This window comes from Bacteroides sp. 3_1_23 (assembly GCF_000162555.1).
Classification (GTDB): domain Bacteria; phylum Bacteroidota; class Bacteroidia; order Bacteroidales; family Bacteroidaceae; genus Bacteroides; species Bacteroides ovatus.
The window spans coordinates 1,382,614-1,402,734 of record NZ_GG774949.1 but is presented as its reverse complement, the minus strand read 5'-3'; the positions used below and the strand labels follow the sequence as shown (position 1 = coordinate 1,402,734).

Genomic DNA, 20,121 nt, shown 5'->3' with positions numbered 1-20,121 from the left:
GCGGTTCATCCTAGGATTCTTCTTATTTTGTTTAACGAAAGGTACTAATTTATGCCAATTTTCATGTTAGTTTATGTTTTAATATATCTTATAAAGATAAGAAAAACAATCGATATAAACAAATGATAGTGTATTAATAATCAGTAGTATAGCAAAGAAATAACAAAGGAGAATATAGTAAAAAATATAATGCGTCTGCCCTGTCATATTACAGAATGACAAATATCACCTTATAAAGTGACATTTGTCACCCTATAGGATGCCCATCGTCCCGTTATAACGGGACAACTACCCGACTGCATAAAAGATTACTAATTTCTGTACCAAAAACCATTAATCTCTGCAACGAAAAGCCTTAAATGTAGTAAGGAGATAATGAATCATTACCAGATAATAATTAATTTCTTGCACAAAATGAAAGATCCCCCAATGATTTCACAATATCTTCCAGTGACTCTTTAGAATTTGCCAACATCAGTTTCTCCGTTTTTATTCTGGAGATTCTCCGGGTCAGCGTCTCTGTAGTCAGTTTCATTAAATCAGCAAAGCAAGCAGGTTGGACTCCCTCCCGCAGAAAAGCACATACCCTTAAATCCTCTTCTGTGAGCTTCGGACCTATTTCTTTCAATTTAGATACAAGTCCATAGACGTTTTCCTGAAGTCGCAGTAACTCTGTCCAGTCTTTCTCGGAGAAAAAAGGGATTTTAGAAGACAAAACATTCCGTTCTTTAAACTGTCGTACTTTTGAGACAACGGGGGAACTTTCATAGATATGTAGTTGAAGAGACTGATACTTCTCTTCGAGATGGTTACATTGCAAAATCAGCTTATCCGACTCGACATCTTTTTTCAGTATTTCTTCTTTGAAAAGATCCAATTGGGAAAGTGCGTGCCGATTTTTCTTCCAGAGTAGCCCAAGTAACAAAGACATCACACCAAACATTCCTAAAGCAGAAGAAAGAATTACTGAAGAATCGCTTTTACCGTCATTCAACATCAACTGACTGGCGTATGCCTTTCTCTCCATTTCCAGTGCTTCATCAAAGTTACCGTATTTCTGATAATAAAGACTACATCGTTTGCAGATTTTTGCCAGATAATCGTATTCCTCTGTTTCTTTTGCGAGCCTGATGGCTTCCATGAAGTGAATTTCAGCCTCCTTTTTCTGTTCCAAATCACTTTCTACACAGGCAAGATAATAATATGCTTTTGATTTTTGATATTCATCGCCATTCTTCTCATAATAAGATGCCGCCTGCTTAATCTGCTTATCAGAGGAATGAGGAATGTTTTTATCCTCGTTGAGCTGGGTACACAATAAATTATACTCTGCCAGTTGAGCCTCATTCATTTGGCTTGACTGAATAGTCTCAAGAATAATGGATGCTGTATCAGGGTCCTGCTCCATCAGTTGCGCAGCCTTGTCCAGCCCTTGCTTCACGCTCGTCCCTTCCGGATGACAGGCAGCTAGTGAAAGGAGCATCATATACAATAAAATTCGAAGATTATTCATAACTCTATTTTTGTCTTTGCAAAGGATTGATTGGATTTGCAAATATAAAAAATAATCGGCATTTATGCTTCTATAAGTTACACAAAATATAGTGACGCTATCCTGTTCTTATAGTGACACTATCCTTGCTAAATGGCGTCACTATCCTGACAGGATAGCGTCACTATGTTTTTTTGACAAATATCAAGCCGATGCGGGCTATTAATTAAGAAGATAAGCCGTATCTTTGTAGCAAACAAGAAAATTATATATCATGATTAAAAACATTGTATTTGATTTTGGAGGAGTGATTGTAGATATTGATCGTGACAAAGCGGTTCAGGCATTTATCAAACTGGGACTGGCAGATGCTGATACCCGGCTGGATAAATATCACCAGACCGGCATCTTTCAAGAACTGGAAGAAGGAAAGCTAAGCGCGGATGAGTTTCGGAAACAACTGGGGGATTTATGTGGCCGTCCATTGACGATGGAGGAAACCAAACAGGCATGGCTGGGCTTCTTCAATGAAGTGAATCTAAATAAACTCGATTATATATTGGAATTGAGAAAGTCCTATCATGTGTATATTTTAAGTAATACCAATCCTTTTGTTATGTCGTGGGCATGCAGCCCCGATTTCTCATCGAAGAAAAAGCCGTTGAATGATTATTGTGACAAACTATATTTGTCTTATCAGGTCGGTCACACGAAACCTGCACCCGAAATATTCGATTATATGGTGAATGATTGTAATATCATTCCTTCCGAAACTTTATTTGTAGATGACGGTGCTTCGAATATCCAAATCGGTAAAGAACTCGGATTTGAAACGTTCCAACCGAAGAATGGTGCGGATTGGCGGGAAGAAATGACTGCTATCTTGCAGAAATGATAATTGAGCAGTTAGTACCATATCGCAAATAAAAAATATGCAACCACAAGTCATACTTATCACCGGAGCATCCTCTGGATTCGGCAAGATTACCGCTCAAATGTTATCGGAACGAGGACACATCGTTTATGGAACAAGCCGGAAACCTTCCGAAGACATGAATCATGTAAAAATGCTTGTTGTCGATGTTACCAATTCCTTTTCCGTTTGTCAGGCCGTAGAGCGGATTCTATTGGAGCAAGGACGGATTGACGTATTGATTAATAATGCCGGAATAGGTATCGGCGGCGCATTGGAACTTGCCACTGAAGAAGAAGTGAATATACAAATGAATACAAACTTCTTCGGTGTAGTGAATATGTGTAAAGCTGTTTTGCCATCTATGAGAAAGGCGCGAAAGGGCAAGATTATCAATATCAGCTCTATCGGTGGTGTAATGGGAATCCCCTATCAGGGATTTTATTCTGCTTCGAAATTTGCAGTGGAGGGATATAGCGAAGCATTGGCTTTAGAGGTTTATCCGTTCCATATAAAGGTTTGTGTAGTAGAACCGGGAGATTTCAACACCGGATTTACTGATAACCGGAATATCTCCGAACAGACAAGACTGGATGCCGATTACGGAGAAAGTTTTCTGAAATCATTAGAGATTATAGAAAAGGAAGAACGTAATGGATGCCATCCGCGGAAGTTGGGTGCTGCCATCTGTAAGATAGTGGAACGTACCAATCCTCCTTTTCGGACGAAAGTAGGTCCATGGATACAGGTATTGTTTGCGAAGAGTAAAAAATGGTTGCCTGATGCAGTGATGCAGTGTGCCTTACGGATATTCTACGCAATTAAGTAAACGATACGATATATAAAAGAAACTGTTCCCAAAGTTCCTAAAAGAAAAATCGTCCTTACTACAGTCTATCGTAGTAAGGACGATTTTATAAGATCAAGGCTTTTTTGAACGGCCTCTTTTTTTGATTTGAATATCTTCTATGTTTCCGGATTAACCTTTCGGAACCAATTCCAAAAACATAGTAGTAGTCAGCAACACGGCCAGTCCGACGCAAACGCTTATCAACAGCCAATTGATATATTTTGCTTTCGGCTTGGTGTCGGCATGCAGATTGTTCAGGAAATACTCCCTAAAGAAAAGATACAGGCCGGGGATTGTGGCACTTGCCAACAAGAAATCTTCCGGAATCTGAAAGAAATAAGTTTTGGATAATCCGATCAGTGACCAATGGCAAAGGAACAATACCAAAAACATATTGACCTTTTGTGCAAACAGCAGTAATAATCCGATGGTAAACACAACTACTGAACAAGGCATGACCGGAGAAGTCATTTCCGGGAATGAGAGACCGCGTGCCAATGAAACCAAAGGGTATATAAAAGGCATTGCCAACAGGACATAAGACAGCAAATCATATTTGTGGGTACGTTCGAAGGTAGTATATCCCGTAATCGCATCCCATATCCAAATGATAGCCATCACACCCCAAAACATAGCCATTACTCCATTATAACTACGCTCTTCACAGTAGATATAATAGTAGACCAGAGAAATCCACGTATACAGACCTATCATATAGAACTTCATCGCCATTTTCACCCACGGACGTGGTCGGCCGATAAGCAATCCGGTCAATGCAATACCAATCAGAATGATAACTATCTGTAAAAGCCAGGTAGCTGAATTATAATATGCAATTGTTCTCCAAAAAATCTCCATAAAAGTTCGTTTTAATGTCTTGTTAATGAAAAGGCTCTATGTGGGAACAGGAACATCGGGAACGTAGCTCCTACCGCCAACATGAAAATCACTGTGCTTGCTATCAGAGTATTAGAGAAGAACATCGACATAAACTTGTCCAGCTTGTCCGGATCATTTACATTTTGCAGACACATGATAAGTGAAAATACCATGTTGTATGCAAACTTTCCCGGAATCATGGGAAGTAATGCCGGAATGTACAATACTGTCATCGGGCAATATACTTTTTTCCCTAACCACAAACTGCCGAAGCCGATGACTAATCCGGCAAACAACGAACCTGTGGCAATATCCACGCCTAAATAGGTCATCAAACAAAAACGACAGGCGTGTCCCAGTGCTGCCAGTATGGCAATCATTTTGAATGCACGCAAAGGAGGATCGGAAATTGCACCAAATCCTATACCTGCTACTGCTGCAAAAAATCCATCCGTAAGAATGTCAAGTGCTATCATATCAAATTAAACTATTTTTTACCATTAATAATGTGAAGGAAAGTCCGATAGCGATGCTGACAATCAACAAAGAAGCCTCTGTCAGACGGGCAAATCCTGTTAATACATATCCCTCTACTACATCAATCACGCCATTAATCAAAGGCACCCCAGGCACAAGATAAAGCACGCTGGTTGCCATGGCAATCTCCGAAGTTGTGTCGAAAATCAGCGCGGTGGAAGCACACAGGGAAGCAACAAAAGCCGAGACTATAAATACAACATAATGATTGATCTTTTTCGCCTGCATTTGTTGTTTCAGGTAGAATCCTGTAATGGTAGCCGAGAACACAATTCCCATCGAAATTAAATCACCGCCGAATAAATTACAGAAAGAGGCATTGGCAAATCCTACTAATAATAATACGAAAAGAGAGTGTATCCGCGGAGCAGAAATAATCTTCTTGTATTTGTCTTTCAATTCTTCCAATGACAAATGATTGTCTACTGCTTCCCAGCTCAATGCGCTTAACTCTGAATTATGTTCAAAACTGATCGGGTGTGCAGGAATGTCTATAACCTCGTTACAAGCCTCGTTTGTTTCTTTGTCTATAATAGTCAGAATGATGTTTCTATGAAATACGCTTAATTTGACATCTAATCCGAAAGCCTCTCCAATACGCTTTGTGTTGCGTACCACCCGCGAGGTGTGTACTCCGGCCCCCATTAAATGGGCTGAATATTCTGCAATAAATTTACCTATGGATAATAAAGATTCGCCTGTCTTCATGAATATGATATTTTTAAATCGGGCGCAAAAGTACAAAAAAAATAGATACCTTTGCCGCGATTAAAAATAAAAAATGCATGAATAACCAATTTACGCATCCAAAAGAGAGAATACGTTTTGCCATATTGACTTTTTTCTTTGCCCAAGGACTTTGTATGGCAAGTTGGGCCAGCCGAATCCCTGATTTTAAAGACGTTTTTGCTGCAAATTATGCTTTCTACTGGGGACTGATTTTATTTATGATCCCTGTCGGAAAATTTGTCGCGATCCCCTTGGCTGGCTATCTTGTTTCGAAGTTAGGAAGCCGGAGTATGGTACAGGTCAGTATCCTGGGATACGCTTCATCCCTGCTTTGTGTCGGACTGGCTCATGAGGTCTATCTTTTAGGCTTTCTGCTCTTTTGCTTCGGGGTGTTCTGGAATTTATGTGATATATCATTCAATACACAAGGCATTGAAGTGGAACGTTTGTATGGTAAAACCATTATGGCCACTTTTCATGGAGGATGGAGTCTGGGGGCATGTGCAGGAGCACTTATCGGCTTCGTAATGATTTTGGCAGGAGTCTCCCCTATTTGGCATTACACACTGATATTTATAATCATCCTTATAATTGCACTTTCCGGGCGGAAATATTTGCAGGAGAGCGCACCGCAGGAAGCGGAAGTTTCTGATACAAAGACGCAGGAAAGAAATACAGCCAAAGCTCCCAATGGTTTTCGCCTGTTATTTCAAAAACCGGAAATGTTGCTTTTGCAGTTAGGACTTGTCGGACTGTTCGCGCTGATTGTAGAAAGCGCGATGTTCGACTGGAGTGCGGTTTATTTCGAATCAGTGGTTCACGTACCTAAATCATTGCAAATCGGTTTTCTTGTATTTATGATTATGATGGCAACGGGCCGTTTCCTGACTAACTACGCTTATCAGCTTTGGGGAAAGAAGAAAATCCTGCAACTGGCGGGCAGCTTTATCTGTATCGGCTTTTTTGTTTCTGCCCTGTTAGGAGGAGTTTTCGAATCTATGGCCATGAAAGTAATCATCAATTCTTTAGGTTTCATGCTGGTCGGCTTGGGAATATCCTGCATTGTGCCTACTTTGTACAGCTTCGTGGGAGCCAAATCAAAAACACCGGTCAGTATTGCACTTACCATTCTGTCAAGTATCAGTTTTATAGGTTCGTTGATTGCTCCCCTGCTTATCGGTGCCATCTCGCAGGCGTTCGATATCCGTATCGCTTATATGATTATCGGTATATTGGGTGGATGTATCGTATTAATAGTCAGTTTCAGTAGTGCTTTCGATATTCAGGAATCCGGCGATAAACCTGAATAGAACAAATAAAAAACGCAGCCTTTCACAGTGTTTAAAATTAAACCTCCTGTGAAAGGCCGCGTCAATCTTTTAATGCCTTAACTAACCTAACTACTTTATCTTAACTATACTAACCTATCTACAAAATACCCGAAAAATCTTTTATACTACTAATAATCCTATCTTTCAATTCGTTATTTTCAACTATTGAGAAGCCACAGTCTACATTTGCCGGAGCCAATAATACAGCTTTAGCTTCTTCTGCATCTGCCATCTCTTCCGGGTGCTCTCTGAAATAAGTTTCCCATTGGGAAGCTGATTGCGGAGTTACCCCCAGCACATAGTTGATAAAATCATCATCCGTCAAAAAATCCATTACCTTTGAGCACATATCGCATCCTTTTTAAGCGTTTACATAAGTAGGACGGCGTTATCCTGTCTATGTACTCAACCCATTTACCTTTTTACTAAAATTAACTTGCCAGACTACGCAACTTTGTCAATCCGCGATGCATCAAGTTGCGTACAGACTGATAATTCATATTCATAATCTCGCAGATATCCTCGTATTTCTTTTCTTCTATATAATATAATGTAAGCGCTTCGCGTTGGCGGGGAGATAATTGATCCAGCAGACGTCTAACCAATGAAAATTCATTCTTGCGTTGCTCTTCTTCCATATAATCATCTTCTACATCTGTAGGAGTGGATATGCTAACTTCTTCTATTGCTGTATCAGACATATACATACGTCTGCGAAGTTCATCACACAACTTATTCTTTAAGGAGATGAATAAATAAGATCTCAAATTATCGATTGTTCCTAATTCATCTTTCTTTGTATAGAGTTTCACGAAGATGTCATGAATACAATCTTTCAGTAACTCTTTATCAATGGTCAACTTCAATCCGTAATTAAAAAGGACATTGATGTGCAAGTTATACAGCTGTGAAAAAGCTGCCATGTTTCCCGCTTGAAAAGAAGCGAGTAAAGTGTCGGTTGAATGATTAGTCTGTTCCATCATAGCATTAATTCGATTGATTTGATGTTGCAAAACTAAGCAGTATCGACCGCAACTTTGGGTAAAATCTGGTTTGTGGATTGAAAAAACAAGTATCATGTTTTATAACACTCTTTTACTAGAAATTACCAATAAAAAGCAAAAATCCCGCTGAATGGTCTTCAACGGGATTCTCTGCTTTATAACTTATGGAACCAATAAATGCCTTCTTTCTTATCTGGCACCTTTAGATTGTATAAGCCATTTATTTTCAGTGATTTATTTATCGTTTCAATCTTTCCGGAAACAGGATGAATGTACTTTAATACATACTTTCCGGACGATAATTGAACAGGAATTTCTGTTTCGGACTTGGAATAAATGATACTTCCAATATCAGATTTTACCATTTTCTTGTACTCATCCGTATTTGTTTCTTCCACTTCCATGGCTGCTGCATCCTTCAGGAACGCTTTATCTGTGCACGGAATTACAGGACATGAACCTCCTGCCATGAATACAGCCCATCCCATAGCCGGATAATTCTGTGCGTAGAATGTCACTGCCTTTTGAGGAAATTTCTGACGATACTCATTGACAGCTTTATATGCTTCTGTGAAAGTTACCTTTCCCACTTTCATCTTCCGCATGTGCTGACGTGGTGCCATATTTTTTCCACCTTCCGGCGCAAAGATTCCATCCGTCTTATAATGCCAATACCGGATATCAATAATATCTACTACGGCAGCGCGTTTAGGATCTGCAAGGATTGCATCCTGTACGTCTTTCGTTGTACTCAATGCCACTTTTGCTTTCTTCCCGGTTTCAGTTTCCCATTCAGCTATCACGTCCAACCAAAATTGTACGAAGTGCAACGGGCCTGTAAATTCGGCGCTTGTCAACTGAATAACATTCGAATTGTCTGCGAAGTTATTCAGGCACTGACGGATATATTGTCTGTGCAATTCACGACGAACAGGATGACTGATATCATAGAACATATCCGCCACAAAGATTCGTTTGTCTCCGGCAAATGGAGCAGGTTCAGGAAATCCGGTCTGATTGATGTTATTGCTGCTTCTCCATGGAGAATCTACCCAATGCGCACCGGCTTCCAATATATTGTGCTGGAAATAGTTTTCATGGAACAACAGCAGTCCGTCCTTATTTCCTTTTTCTGCAAATTCTTTTAAGCGGCTCCAGTACCATGCATTAGGGCGTTTCAAATCATATTTGCTCAATCCTTCCCATGCTGTTCCCTGACCGCTACGACCGAATGGCTGTTCATAGAAAGGTCCCCATACATCACCATCCCGACGGCGAACCCGTTCGTGGTCATCCCGGCGACGATCGTACCAAAGACCGTAATTCTGATCGAAAACAAGAATGTTTTTCTGTTTCATAAAGTCGACTACAGAATCAATGCGGTCGGTTAATCCCAATCCCTCGCGTCCCGGCACAAAGCGGGTGATGGCCGGACTTGCCTTTTTCAGATAATTGGTTTTGAGCTTTCCGTTCCACCAAGGGGTGGTATGACTGCCTCCAACCAATAGAGCACCGTTCATCTGAATACGTCCATTGGTTACAGTTACTTCCGGTTGGGTTAATAATTTAGCAGCAGTAGAAGAAGAATTTGCAAGTGCAGCGCTCTTTTTCTCTTTAATATCATCGATTGATTTTACTCCGGCTGATGCCACCGAAGGAGCAAACTTGTTATCGCCGATCCAATGTTCCAACGTCAACCGTGGATTATATGCTTCTTTAGCGAGTTCCATAGCTACTTCCACTGTAGGACTACTGGTTGCACTTGTATTTCTGGGCAGAATACGTGCACGTTCTGCACATTCTTTGTTCAACCGTTCTTCCAATTGAGCATAAAAAATACTGCGAGGTTGTACATGATTGTTGGACTGTGCCCATTCACCGTCACCGGAGAATTGTGCCCAACAACCGTATGCACGGTTCATCGCATCTTTTGCCGGGGCATAACATTCGATTTCCGCTGCGGTACATTGCCAAAACAAGCTGTTTGCCGTATTCCAACCGGCTCCGTTTTTATCTTGTCCCAAATTCTTGAAAGTCAGGTTATGACCGTCGATATTTACTACGTCAAACAACAGTCCGCACGCCCAGGCATCAATAGAACCGCTGAATCCCAAAGATTCATACGAATCACATTGTACAAAAGCATTGGGACCGGCTGCACAATATCCGGCAGCAAAGTCATGAATACCCTGTTCCGAATAGCAGCGTTGAAATAAAGTTTGTTGTCCCAGCGTATGGAAAGTGCAACGACGCATCCCTCCGATTTCTGAAACGGGTTCTTTCGAGATACAGTCTTCAACGGTAATTTTGGAACCTGTACGCTGAACAATTACAGCACTTCCTGCAAAATGCTTGAAATTAACCAGTCTCACCCAACAGTTTTCCGCATCTTCAATGGAAATACCTGTCCAGCAATGATCCTCGTCTTTAGGATAACGTTTGTCGTAATCAGAAATCAGTGTCATATTTTCTACGCCACAATCGTGAATACGTCCGTTCCATTGATAAGTCAACAGGGAAGAAGTTCCATAGTTAGCATCCAAAGCTACGGTCAGCGGAGTATCCAGTGTTATCTGGTTGCCGTTTACTTCGCAGACTGTTCTGTCCCAAGTCAGATCCATGTCACCTTCTTTCCATCCCAAAGCGCTGATACCTCCTCCAAAGATATCACAACCCAAAGAGGCAATCCATTCTTTGCCGGAAGGACGGGTAACCATGACACGGTCTCCTTTTTTCAGAGAAACACCCGAAGCGACTTCCAATGTTCTCGCGTTTACCGGAACATAGTGGGAAAGCACCTTCAATGTGTCTTGTACATTCAGGTCGTCCACTCCTTCCATATAGATAAGCGCACCTCTGTCTACGCCCTTTTTCAGCAGTATTGTTTTTTCTTTATCCGTACCCCGCAATACAATTCCGGATGCGGAGATACGAATACTGCCGGACAGGGAAAATTCTCCCTGATCGAGTAATACGGCTCCCCGAAAACCAGAAGCGTCAGGAGTCAGCGAAGCTACATAATCAATGGCACGTTGAATACGTGCAGTATTATCTCCGGCTTTCCAGGGTACAAACACCACATTGCGGACAGAAGGAATATCCTGTTCGGAGGATTTATATCCGCATGTAGAGAAATCGAGAATCCGGTTTCCCCGATCATCATTCAGGTAAGTGATCTGGTCATTCTTAACCTGTAAAGCAAAGGTTTGCGCATAACTTTGCACAAACCCAATGCTCAATAATCCTAAAAGGATCGTTCTTACTTGTATATTCATTACAATAAACTTTATCATCTTTTCATCCGGTTACAACAGACTTTTCCGTTTAGACAATGTATCGTAATTGTTCTTCAAGTCTGTCCAATCCACTTTCTTTCTGGTGTCTATACCATTGATGTATTTTTCAATATTGGTATATCCGTCACCGTTGCAGTCCATGTTGGCGTCAGCCGGGTCGTTCGGATTCAATCCGTTGGCCGTTTCCCAGGCATCCGGCATACCGTCGCCGTCCGAGTCTACTACCGCTTCACCTTTATATTCGGGCAGTCCGCCTACCTGACGAATATCTGTGATGATACCTTGCTTGTAAGAATCAGCCGGTAACCGTCTCTTCACGTAAGGAGAGACAAACTCCGGTGCATCTTTCGCATAAATGGCCTTTCCTGTTTGTACGGTCTTAATGACACGTGCATCTACTGCGTCGCGTTTCGGAAAATTAGCTCCTACATTATCTAATACAAAGGTATAAGCTTTTTTGGTATCCATTACAGTTACCGGTGGCATTTTGAAAGCCTCGTCCGATTTAATTAGCGGCAGAAACTTTGCGGCGTCCACCTCTTCTTTAAGTTGTACGCCTCCGTCCCAGTTATCTTTTGTAACTTTGGCATTGCCATGGATAATATTTCCATTTACGTATGCTTTTCCGAATGAAAGCGGTCTATTTTTGTCACGTCCTGCTTCCGGTTTGAGAATACGATAAGAAATCGGTTTACCTATCGGAGTGATCGGACCGGGTTTGAAGTAGTTGTTTATCATATTGTAGAAACTGTTGTGATCGCCTCCGTCTACGGAACGGTTCCACCAGTTGAAAACAACATTATTGACGAAGTTAAAATCGCCGTCCATACCTACCGAACTATTCCGGCTGATGTTGGAAGCAAAGAGATTACGGCAGAACATACTGTTATGCCCACCGATGGTTGCACCGAAAGCATGATTGTAGGTATCCAATGCTTCAGAGAAAATAGAATTCTGAATGGTAATGTTTACCGTCGGAAGTTTCAGCCCGTGTCCGTCTGCCCCTCTGTTGTATACATGACGGTAGATAGACATATTTTCATCCAATCCCCAACTGGCGGAGCAATGGTCTACCATAATATTTCCAACCGCATTCCCTCCTACTGCATCGTCACGGAAAGCTACGTCCTGCGCACCGCGGCGGAAGCGCATGTGACGAATCACGACATCGTGTGTATCGATCAGGAAAGATTGTCCGGTGACGCAAATACCATCTCCGGGAGCTGTTTGTCCGGCAATCGTTACATAAGGGGCACGTACGCTAATCGGGCTTTTCAAACGAATCACTCCCGCTACATTGAATACAATAATACGTGCACCTCCCGTTTCGCAGGCTTCGCGTAATGTTCCGGGACCGGAATCTTCCAGCGAAGTAACTACGATCACTTTCCCTCCACGACCACCGGGAGTATACATACCTCCGCCTTCCGCGCCGGGGAAAGCCGGGATATTACTTTTTATCAAATCTTCGGGTTTGGAGGCCCAAGGCTTATAGGGACGACCTTTCTTTGCTTCTTCTAACACTGTCGGCAAAGCTTTTTCCCATGCCGCATCCGATTTCCGTTCAAACTCCGCTTCTTGTTTTGCTCCTCTTGCTTTTACCGAGTCCGGAATTACAGGATACTGGGCTGCCACAGGTAGTACACAGGCAACCAGCATCCACGCTGATAATACTTTCTTAATGTTGTTCATTCTTTCGAATCTTAATTAGGTTTCTAAAAGGACGATTAAGAAAGCATTTTGTAATCGGTTATCTCTCTCCTTTCCGCCATTCATTCATATATTCGCGAGGGGACTGATTATATTTTTTCCGGAAACACTTGCTATAATATCCCGAATCCTTGAATCCGACAGCAAAAGCAATTTCGGAAACACTTAAATCCGTATTTTTAATCAGCTCGATAGATTTATTCAAACGAATCTCTTTTACCAGGTCAACGGGTGCCAGGCCGGTAAGACTCTTCAGTTTCTTAAAGAATGCCGAACGGCTCAATCCGATACCGGATGCTATGGTGTCAATGTTAAAGTCACTGTCGTCCATATTTTCTTCAATGACCTGATGTATCTTTTCGAGGAACTGTACGTCTTTCTTTACCAAAAATTGTTCGTAGCTGTCTTCTTCGGTTGTTGTCTGGTTTTCCATTTGCTGACGGATTCGTTCACGGAACAGTTTTCGTTCGGCAAGCAACTGGTCGATACGTGCCAACAGATATTCCTTACTGAAAGGTTTGGTAATGTAGGCGTTCGCCCCTAAAGTAATCGCTTTGGTCTTGGCGCCTTCATCATTCTTCGCAGTCAGGATAATGACAGGGATATGACTGATCTGGAAATCTTTGCGGATGGATTGCAACATTTCAAGCCCATCCATTTCGGGCATCATCTGATCGGTCACTACAATATCCGGATGATACAGATGTACTTTCTTCAAACCTTCCACTCCGTTATTGGCAATATGGATATTGAATTTGTCTTCCAACTGGAGCTTTATCAACTGGCAAAGGTCTTTGTTATCTTCCACCAACAGAAGGGTCGGTAATGAAGCGTCGATTTCCGGTTCTTCTTCCGTACCGTCTTCGGATATGGCATTTGCAACAGGATCTTGTTCTACCGAAACAGGGGCTGTCTCTGTATCTCCCACATAGAAGTCTACTTCCGACGGACGGTAATGTTCCTTATCCATCAGAAGTTCCACAATAAACACCGCCCCTTGTCCTTCGGGACTTTCGGCACGAATCTGTCCATGATGCAGATTGACGATCTCTTTTGAAAGTGCCAATCCGATACCCGTGCCCTGATAATAGGAGTTTTTCGCGTTCTCTCCTTGCGAGAAGCGTTCGAAAATCTCGGTCAGTTTATTTTGTGGAATACCTACTCCGTTATCTTCCACCCGTACATAACAACGTTTACCGTCGTCTGTCAATCCGGTAGTTATATAAATACTTCCTCCGGAATGAGTGAATTTGAATGCGTTGGATATGATGTTGCGGATAACAATGCTCATTTTTTCCTTGTCCGCCCATACCATAATCGGTTCATCCGGCAACTGGAAAGTAAAACTGATTTCGTTTTCTTCGGAAAGTACCCGGAATTCTTTCTGGAAAGAAGCTATCATCTCATTAAAATCAATTAATGACACATGCAAACGCATCTTGCCGTTCTGAATCTTCCGGAAATCAAGGATCTGATTCACTAATTGCAGCATTTGATTGGTGTTCTTCTCCATCAGATCCACATATTGCAATCCTTTCGGAGAGAGCTTTTCGCGTTCTCTTAGTTCCTGTATCGGGCCTTTTATCAATGTCAAAGGAGTGCGCAATTCATGGGAGATATTGGTAAAGAACTTGATTTTCATCTCCGATACCTTTTGCTCGATATAAATATCATTCTTCATTTTGAGCATGAAGAAAGCCAGGCGCAGGCTGAAATAGAGAGCTGCCAAACCTAGAATTACATAAATAAGGGTTGCCCACCAGCTCAACCACCACGGTGGAAGGATAGTAATAGCCAATGTACAGTTGGAAACCAGCTCCGGATTGGCTTCATCTACGGTTTCTACACGGAATGTATAGTCTCCGGGAGGTACGTTGGTATAAGAAGCGATACGGTTCTTTCCGTTATAATGCCATTCTTTTTCATATCCTTCAAGTATATATCGATAAGATACCCGGTTTTGATTATAGAAATTCAATGCAGCAAATTCAATCGTGAACATGGATTGATTGTAGTTCAGTTCGATTGCTTTGGCGTATGTGATGGATTCTTTCAGGATCGGACATTCGCGGAAACTACGCAGATCGCGGTTGGAAACTTTAAAGTCAACAATACGTGTATCGTAGTTCGTATGCAATGTTTCCAGTTTGTCGGGAGAGAATGTCAGGATTCCCTGCCGGGTACCAATCCACAAGTCTCCATTCAAGGTACGGAGGGCACTACCCTCTTCCAGCTCTACGTTCAGGAAACCGTCGTATTTGTCGTAGTTACGAAACTGTTCGGTAGCCTTATTGAAGCAGGACAAGCCAATTTCCGTTGTAAACCACAAGTTGCCGTTTTTATCTTCTACGATGGATTTGACTACATCATTATTCATTCCTTCGCGTATGCCGTATGATTTGAAGATCGGTTCACGCTTTTCTTTATCATAGCGGACTAATTTATTCAAACCGCCTCCGAATACACTTACCCAGATTTGCGAATCAGTATCTTTGTAGAGTACATAAATATCGTTATCCGCTACGTTTGAATTTTCGCTTACCTGGCGGTACGTTTCAAACTGGATTTGTTCGGGAGTAGTGAAATGTCCGTCGAAAGACATCAGGCCATCCATTGTTCCTACCCAAATACGTCCGTCTTCATCTTCCGTCATGGTACGTACCTCCATATAAAGACCGTATGCAGGATATTGTTTCAAGCCATTGTATTTATGGATAAAGGTAATTGCTCCGTTCTCTTCGGAAATTAGATTCAGACCTCCTCCCAGTAATCCTACCCAAATGCGCCCCTGGCTGTCCTGATAAGTAAAGTACACATCGTTGTTACTGATAGAATTCGGATTCTTGGGGTCATTGATATAACGGGTAAAACGCAACCCGTGCGGTGAATTCATGTCCGGTTCGGCTTTGACAAGCCCGTTTCCTTTGGTGGAAAACCAAAGATTACCGTCTTTGTCTTCCATAATATGATATACGGCTCCCAATAGATAGTTCTTATCCGAGAAGATTTGTTTCACTTGTCCGTTACGATCCAGGCGATACAGAGCTTGCCAGCGGGTTCCTACCCAAATATCCCCATTTTGCGCCTGGAAGAGAGCACGTATTCCCTGATTCCAGGAAGTTGATCTCTCGGGCACTACCGGAGATGGAGAAACTTCTGTCAGCAGTTGGAATTGCTTCTTGGGGAAGTTAAGCCTATATACTCCGCTGCTTGTAGATGCCAACCAAAGGATACCATCTTTATCCAGCAGAAGATGGAAGAAAAGCTGATTGGGAAGATCGTCGGAGAAAGGCTTCAATTGGTTGATACGGGTCATTTCCAGTTTGTCCCTGTCGAATAGAAGAATTTCTCCTCCCGGAGTCATAAAGAACATGCCCTGTTCGCCGGCATCCTGCATTTCAAAATTGCCGATTGCGTTCTGATTGGGGAATGTAAAGCGGTGATGGCTCCTGTTCAGGGGATCATAATAGGTCAATGCCTGGTTACCCTCCTGAAACCATACCTTATCATATTTATCATAGAATATAATTCCATTGTCCTTTTCGGGGATGGTAAAGGGGAGCTTGGTCAACTGCTTGTAGCCGATATTATACTCGTATGCTCCTTCGTTAGTGGTAATGTACATCAGACCGGATTCCGTTACCAGCAAATTAGAAACCGGCTGTTTAATTTCCGGTATCTCGTAACGGTTGACAACTCCGTTTTGCGGATCAATGCTATAAATATGCCCTTTCTTGTCTCCCAACCATAAGAATTTAGAATTATAGGAGGCACAAGTAAACTGATCCGGGTTAGCAGATACCTTTTTCTGTATAAAGTCGGCAGGTTTGTCTTTCAGCGCTTCCCCTTTCCGTAGGGACAGAATCTGATAATCCATACCGATCCAATTGATAAATTCGGCTGTTTCGCAGAATATGTTGTGTTTCAGACGCATGTCGTACACGTTCACGTTAGGACGCGAATCATGCAATTGTTTCATCGTTATTTTACCTTCCTTGTCGGTGTACGCACGCAAAAGGCTTTTATCTTTTGTCAGCAACAATACGTCGCCGTCTTCGGTCGTCTGAATCTTGATAATCTGAATGTTTTCGGAATATTCTTTCACATCGTCGTAGACGGCATGAAAGCTCTCATGCCGTTTATCGAACAGATAGAGTTTACGGTCGATAGTTTTAATCCACAGAAAACCATTCTTATCTTCTACGATACGCTGAATTTTACGCGGCGGAATATCTGTGGAATAAAAGCCGTCATGATTATCGTAGGAGCGGAATTTACTTCCGTCAAAGCTACATAGTCCATACCAGGTACCAAACCAGATAAATCCGTCTTGTCCTTTTAATGTACAGTTTACGATATTATTAGGCAAACCACGTTCAGCCGTGTAGTGTTCTACAATCATATTTGGATAGGCAAAAGCATACATGCCTATCATGGATAGTAATAGTATTAGAATATTCCGTTTTCTCATTGATGGCTATAATTGGAATTAAACGTACTCAAAGATAGTCTTTTTTTTTGAATAGTGCTTTAGTAACATATAAAAAACAAGTTGGCAGGTCACCCCGCTAATCACTAATCACTAACCTGCTAATCACTTTATCGTACTATTTTTCAGTTCCAAATTCAGTCTGTTGACGTTCTACTTCATCCAACACTCGTTGGCGTTCTTCTTCTGTCAGTTGCACTTTTCCTTCAGATGATTCTTTGCTCGGGTTTACATTGAGAGTGGACGGTGTTGTCCTTTGTATTTCATAAGTCTGTTCCTCATAGCAGAAAGGGAATTCTGCAGGAACGCTTTCCAGTTCAATTTCAGTAGCTGTCGGAGCTTGAGTGCCCTCAAACTGTACGCGGGCTTTCACCTTTATTTTTCCGGCTTTCCGGGTAGAACGAATCAATACCGGAGCAGAGCCGAACTCCACCGCACGGGGATTAGCGCCAATAGTAGCATCTCCGATGATTTCTCCTTCACCTTCTACCGTGAAAACGATATTCTCTTTTGCCAGACGGCGCACATTTCCACTATCATCGGTTACTTCAGCAACTACGACGATAAAGTCGGAGCCATCAGCTATCAGGTTCACTTTTTGAGTATCTACATAAAGACGTAGTTTGGTGGAACGTCGGGAAGGCATTTTCTTTTGAGTGCATACCACTTTTCCGTTGATGATTCCTTCGGCAACCATGTTCACTTTTTGCCAGTTTTTTTGAGTATAGCTATATCCGCGTGCTTCCCAAAAGTCCCAGACATTCTCGAATATAACGGGAGCATTCGGCATGTGCCCTTTGGCATGAACCACCGGTTTCGTCCAGGTTTTCGTTCCATCATAAATAGAAAGACGGACTGAATCACAGTTTGTGAATACAACTACGTCCTTATCGGAGAACTGTGACATTTCATGAGCAATGAATATCATCGGTCCACATTCTGCCAATGGGTGTTGGAGGCTGGCCGGCGACTGGCTGCGAAATACTTCATACGCATATTTCTTCTGACGGAAAGCATCATAAATGCCGCCCCAATAAGGGTCCGGATGATAGCCACGCTGATGGTCGAACGGATGCCATTGGGCACCACCGATAAACAAACCGGTTGTGCGGTACATCTCGTCATAGCTCTTTGCCAAAGACATAGCCTGTACCAGTAACGGACGTTCTCCCCAACTGCGGCTGGCACGGTTATTATTGTTGTGAGCATACCAGTCGTCTACATTCTCCCCGAATTCACGGGTAAAGATACATTGCTCCGGCTTGTCTTCTTTTTCATCATCACCCGGCCAGCCATAAACAACGTCATAATGCTCTTTCACTCCGGCAGAATGGACATCGGCAGCAGCTACCGGACGTCCCGGATAGGGATATTCTTCTTTGGTAATCTCAAGAGCTTTCAAGGCAAAATCGAGCGGATAGCGGGTTTCATTCAAGATGGGTTCCCACATCAGTACGGAAGGGTGATTACGGTCACGACGAATCATTTCGCGGGTATTCTGATGAACCAACTCTCCGAATTTCGGGTCTTTGTTCCAGTACTGCCATCCCGGAGTAGCGACAATCACAAACAGGCCGAGCTCGTCACAGGCATCCATGAAGGCAGGGTCTTGGGGATAGTGGGCTACACGAATAATGGTGCATCCGGCATCACGCAGACGTTTGGCGTCACGCCATTGCTGTGAGTTCGGCAAAGCATTGCCTACGTATGCAAAATCCTGATGGCGATTGGCTCCTACCAGTTGTCCGAAAGGTTTGCCATTCAGCCAGAATCCGTCTTTACCACGGAATTCTGCCAGACGAATACCGACACGGGTAATGCCTCCGTCAATGGATTTATTTCCTTTTTTAATGCGTGATTGTACTCTATATAAATAAGGAGTGTCCGGAGACCAAAGAGTAGGATTCTTTACTTCCATCTGTTGACGGATGGATTTCTTCTCTCCCGGCTTTAAAGAGAGTTTTCCTGAACTGCGTTTGATTACTTTTCCATCCGCATCTGTCAAAGTCGTTTCTACAGTGACTGACTCGAAACGGGCGTCGTCATTCTGAACTTCGGTGTTTACATATACCTGCGCACTCTTTTCACTGATCTTATCAAAATGAACGAATACACCTCCACCGCCAACGGTTTGTGAATCAATAGCGTCAGTAATAGCTACCGGAGATTTGGCAATCATCCATACATCACGATAAATGCCACCATGATAAGCAAAGTCTAATGTGTATTGACGTTTTCCAGGAGGATAGGATTTGTCATCACTGTTGTCCGTGAAAACAGCGAGCAGACAGGAGTCTCCAGCCTGTACACCATTGGCAGTCAAGTCTAAAGTAAAAGGTAGATAACCTCCCAGATGTTCCTGGATGCGTTTACCATTCAGATAAAGGATCTGTTTGCCCATAGCTGCTTCAAAATGAAGCACTACCCGTTGCCCTTTTGTTTCAGCGGGGAGGACAAAGTGCTTACGATACCAGGCCGGTCCCTGATAATTGCGGCATCCGCTTCCTTCGGCCGGCATCAACTCTACAGTATGAGGGGTGGAAACGACATTCCAGAAACGGTCATCAAAGTTTACCGCTTCTGCTCCCCGGACATCGCCTCTGAAAAAACGCCACCCTGGATTGAAATTATAGACTTGTCGCCCGCTACCGGGAAGCTGGATGAATCCGGCAACCGATGTCTCGGGACGGTAAGTTTCTGTAGCCTGCCCTTTTTCTATCAAGGAAAATAGCAACAGAAAAGCTGATAAGATGATAAATGGTCTTTTATTCATAATTCTTTATTTATATATTTCATTCGTTAAATGGGAATTTAGCGGTTAAATGGGAATTTTGCAGTTAGGCTGAAAGCCTTACAATTATATATTTATTGGGATGCCCTTTCTGGGCGCA

13 protein-coding genes are annotated in these 20,121 nt (G+C 42.5%); 3 read left to right on the top strand and 10 right to left on the bottom strand.

Annotation, left to right across the window (positions count from 1 at the left end; translation table 11 throughout):
* Positions 1–397 precede the first annotated feature (397 nt).
* Positions 398–1,513, bottom strand: a complete 1,116-nt coding sequence (locus HMPREF9010_RS19080; protein WP_032852472.1) for a hypothetical protein — start codon at positions 1,511–1,513, stop codon at positions 398–400.
* A 253-nt stretch (positions 1,514–1,766) separates the two neighbouring features.
* Between HMPREF9010_RS19080 and HMPREF9010_RS19085 the strand changes: the two genes are divergently transcribed.
* Together HMPREF9010_RS19085 and HMPREF9010_RS19090 are read left to right on the top strand one after the other, a co-directional pair.
* Complete coding sequence (locus HMPREF9010_RS19085; RefSeq protein ID WP_008647500.1) at positions 1,767–2,387, top strand: HAD family hydrolase; 621 nt, start codon at positions 1,767–1,769, stop codon at positions 2,385–2,387.
* A 37-nt stretch (positions 2,388–2,424) separates the two neighbouring features.
* Positions 2,425–3,234, top strand: coding sequence for an SDR family oxidoreductase (locus tag HMPREF9010_RS19090; RefSeq protein ID WP_008647499.1), 810 nt, complete (start codon positions 2,425–2,427; stop codon positions 3,232–3,234).
* Between the two features lie 150 nt (positions 3,235–3,384).
* Here the strand turns inward: HMPREF9010_RS19090 and HMPREF9010_RS19095 are convergent, their stop codons facing one another.
* From HMPREF9010_RS19095 to HMPREF9010_RS19105, 3 genes are read right to left on the bottom strand one after another with little or no spacing between them, the layout of a single operon-like run.
* Positions 3,385–4,113, bottom strand: coding sequence for a DUF6064 family protein (locus HMPREF9010_RS19095; protein WP_004296021.1), 729 nt, complete (start codon positions 4,111–4,113; stop codon positions 3,385–3,387).
* 11 nt (positions 4,114–4,124) lie between these two features.
* Positions 4,125–4,610, bottom strand: a complete 486-nt coding sequence (locus HMPREF9010_RS19100) for a threonine/serine exporter family protein (RefSeq protein WP_004318282.1) — start codon at positions 4,608–4,610, stop codon at positions 4,125–4,127.
* Position 4,611: 1 nt separating this feature from the next.
* On the bottom strand, positions 4,612–5,379 hold the full coding sequence (locus HMPREF9010_RS19105; RefSeq protein ID WP_008647498.1) for a threonine/serine exporter family protein: 768 nt from the start codon (positions 5,377–5,379) through the stop codon (positions 4,612–4,614).
* 77 nt (positions 5,380–5,456) lie between these two features.
* Here HMPREF9010_RS19105 and HMPREF9010_RS19110 point away from each other — a divergent pair, with 77 nt between their 5' ends.
* Positions 5,457–6,710, top strand: coding sequence for an MFS transporter (locus HMPREF9010_RS19110; RefSeq protein ID WP_008647497.1), 1,254 nt, complete (start codon positions 5,457–5,459; stop codon positions 6,708–6,710).
* A 118-nt stretch (positions 6,711–6,828) separates the two neighbouring features.
* Here HMPREF9010_RS19110 and HMPREF9010_RS19115 read toward each other — a convergent pair whose 3' ends face one another.
* The 6 genes from HMPREF9010_RS19115 to HMPREF9010_RS19140 all read right to left on the bottom strand — a co-directional run bounded on the left by HMPREF9010_RS19115 (position 6,829) and on the right by HMPREF9010_RS19140 (position 20,003).
* On the bottom strand, positions 6,829–7,080 hold the full coding sequence (locus tag HMPREF9010_RS19115; RefSeq protein WP_004309749.1) for a hypothetical protein: 252 nt from the start codon (positions 7,078–7,080) through the stop codon (positions 6,829–6,831).
* A gap of 82 nt (positions 7,081–7,162) precedes the next feature.
* Positions 7,163–7,714, bottom strand: a complete 552-nt coding sequence (locus tag HMPREF9010_RS19120; RefSeq protein ID WP_008647495.1) for an RNA polymerase sigma factor — start codon at positions 7,712–7,714, stop codon at positions 7,163–7,165.
* A gap of 176 nt (positions 7,715–7,890) precedes the next feature.
* Entirely contained in the window at positions 7,891–11,010 is a 3,120-nt protein-coding gene (locus HMPREF9010_RS19125) for a DUF6298 domain-containing protein (RefSeq protein WP_008647494.1), read from the bottom strand.
* A gap of 30 nt (positions 11,011–11,040) precedes the next feature.
* Positions 11,041–12,723 carry a thrombospondin type 3 repeat-containing protein gene (locus tag HMPREF9010_RS19130; protein WP_008647493.1) on the bottom strand — a complete coding sequence of 561 codons (1,683 nt, stop codon included), beginning with the start codon at positions 12,721–12,723 and terminating at the stop codon, positions 11,041–11,043.
* A 58-nt stretch (positions 12,724–12,781) separates the two neighbouring features.
* A complete protein-coding gene (locus HMPREF9010_RS19135) occupies positions 12,782–17,212 on the bottom strand; it encodes a two-component regulator propeller domain-containing protein (protein ID WP_008647491.1) in 4,431 nt (1,476 codons plus the stop codon).
* A 136-nt stretch (positions 17,213–17,348) separates the two neighbouring features.
* Positions 17,349–20,003 carry a glycoside hydrolase family 2 protein gene (locus HMPREF9010_RS19140; protein WP_008647489.1) on the bottom strand — a complete coding sequence of 885 codons (2,655 nt, stop codon included), beginning with the start codon at positions 20,001–20,003 and terminating at the stop codon, positions 17,349–17,351.
* Positions 20,004–20,121 lie beyond the last annotated feature (118 nt).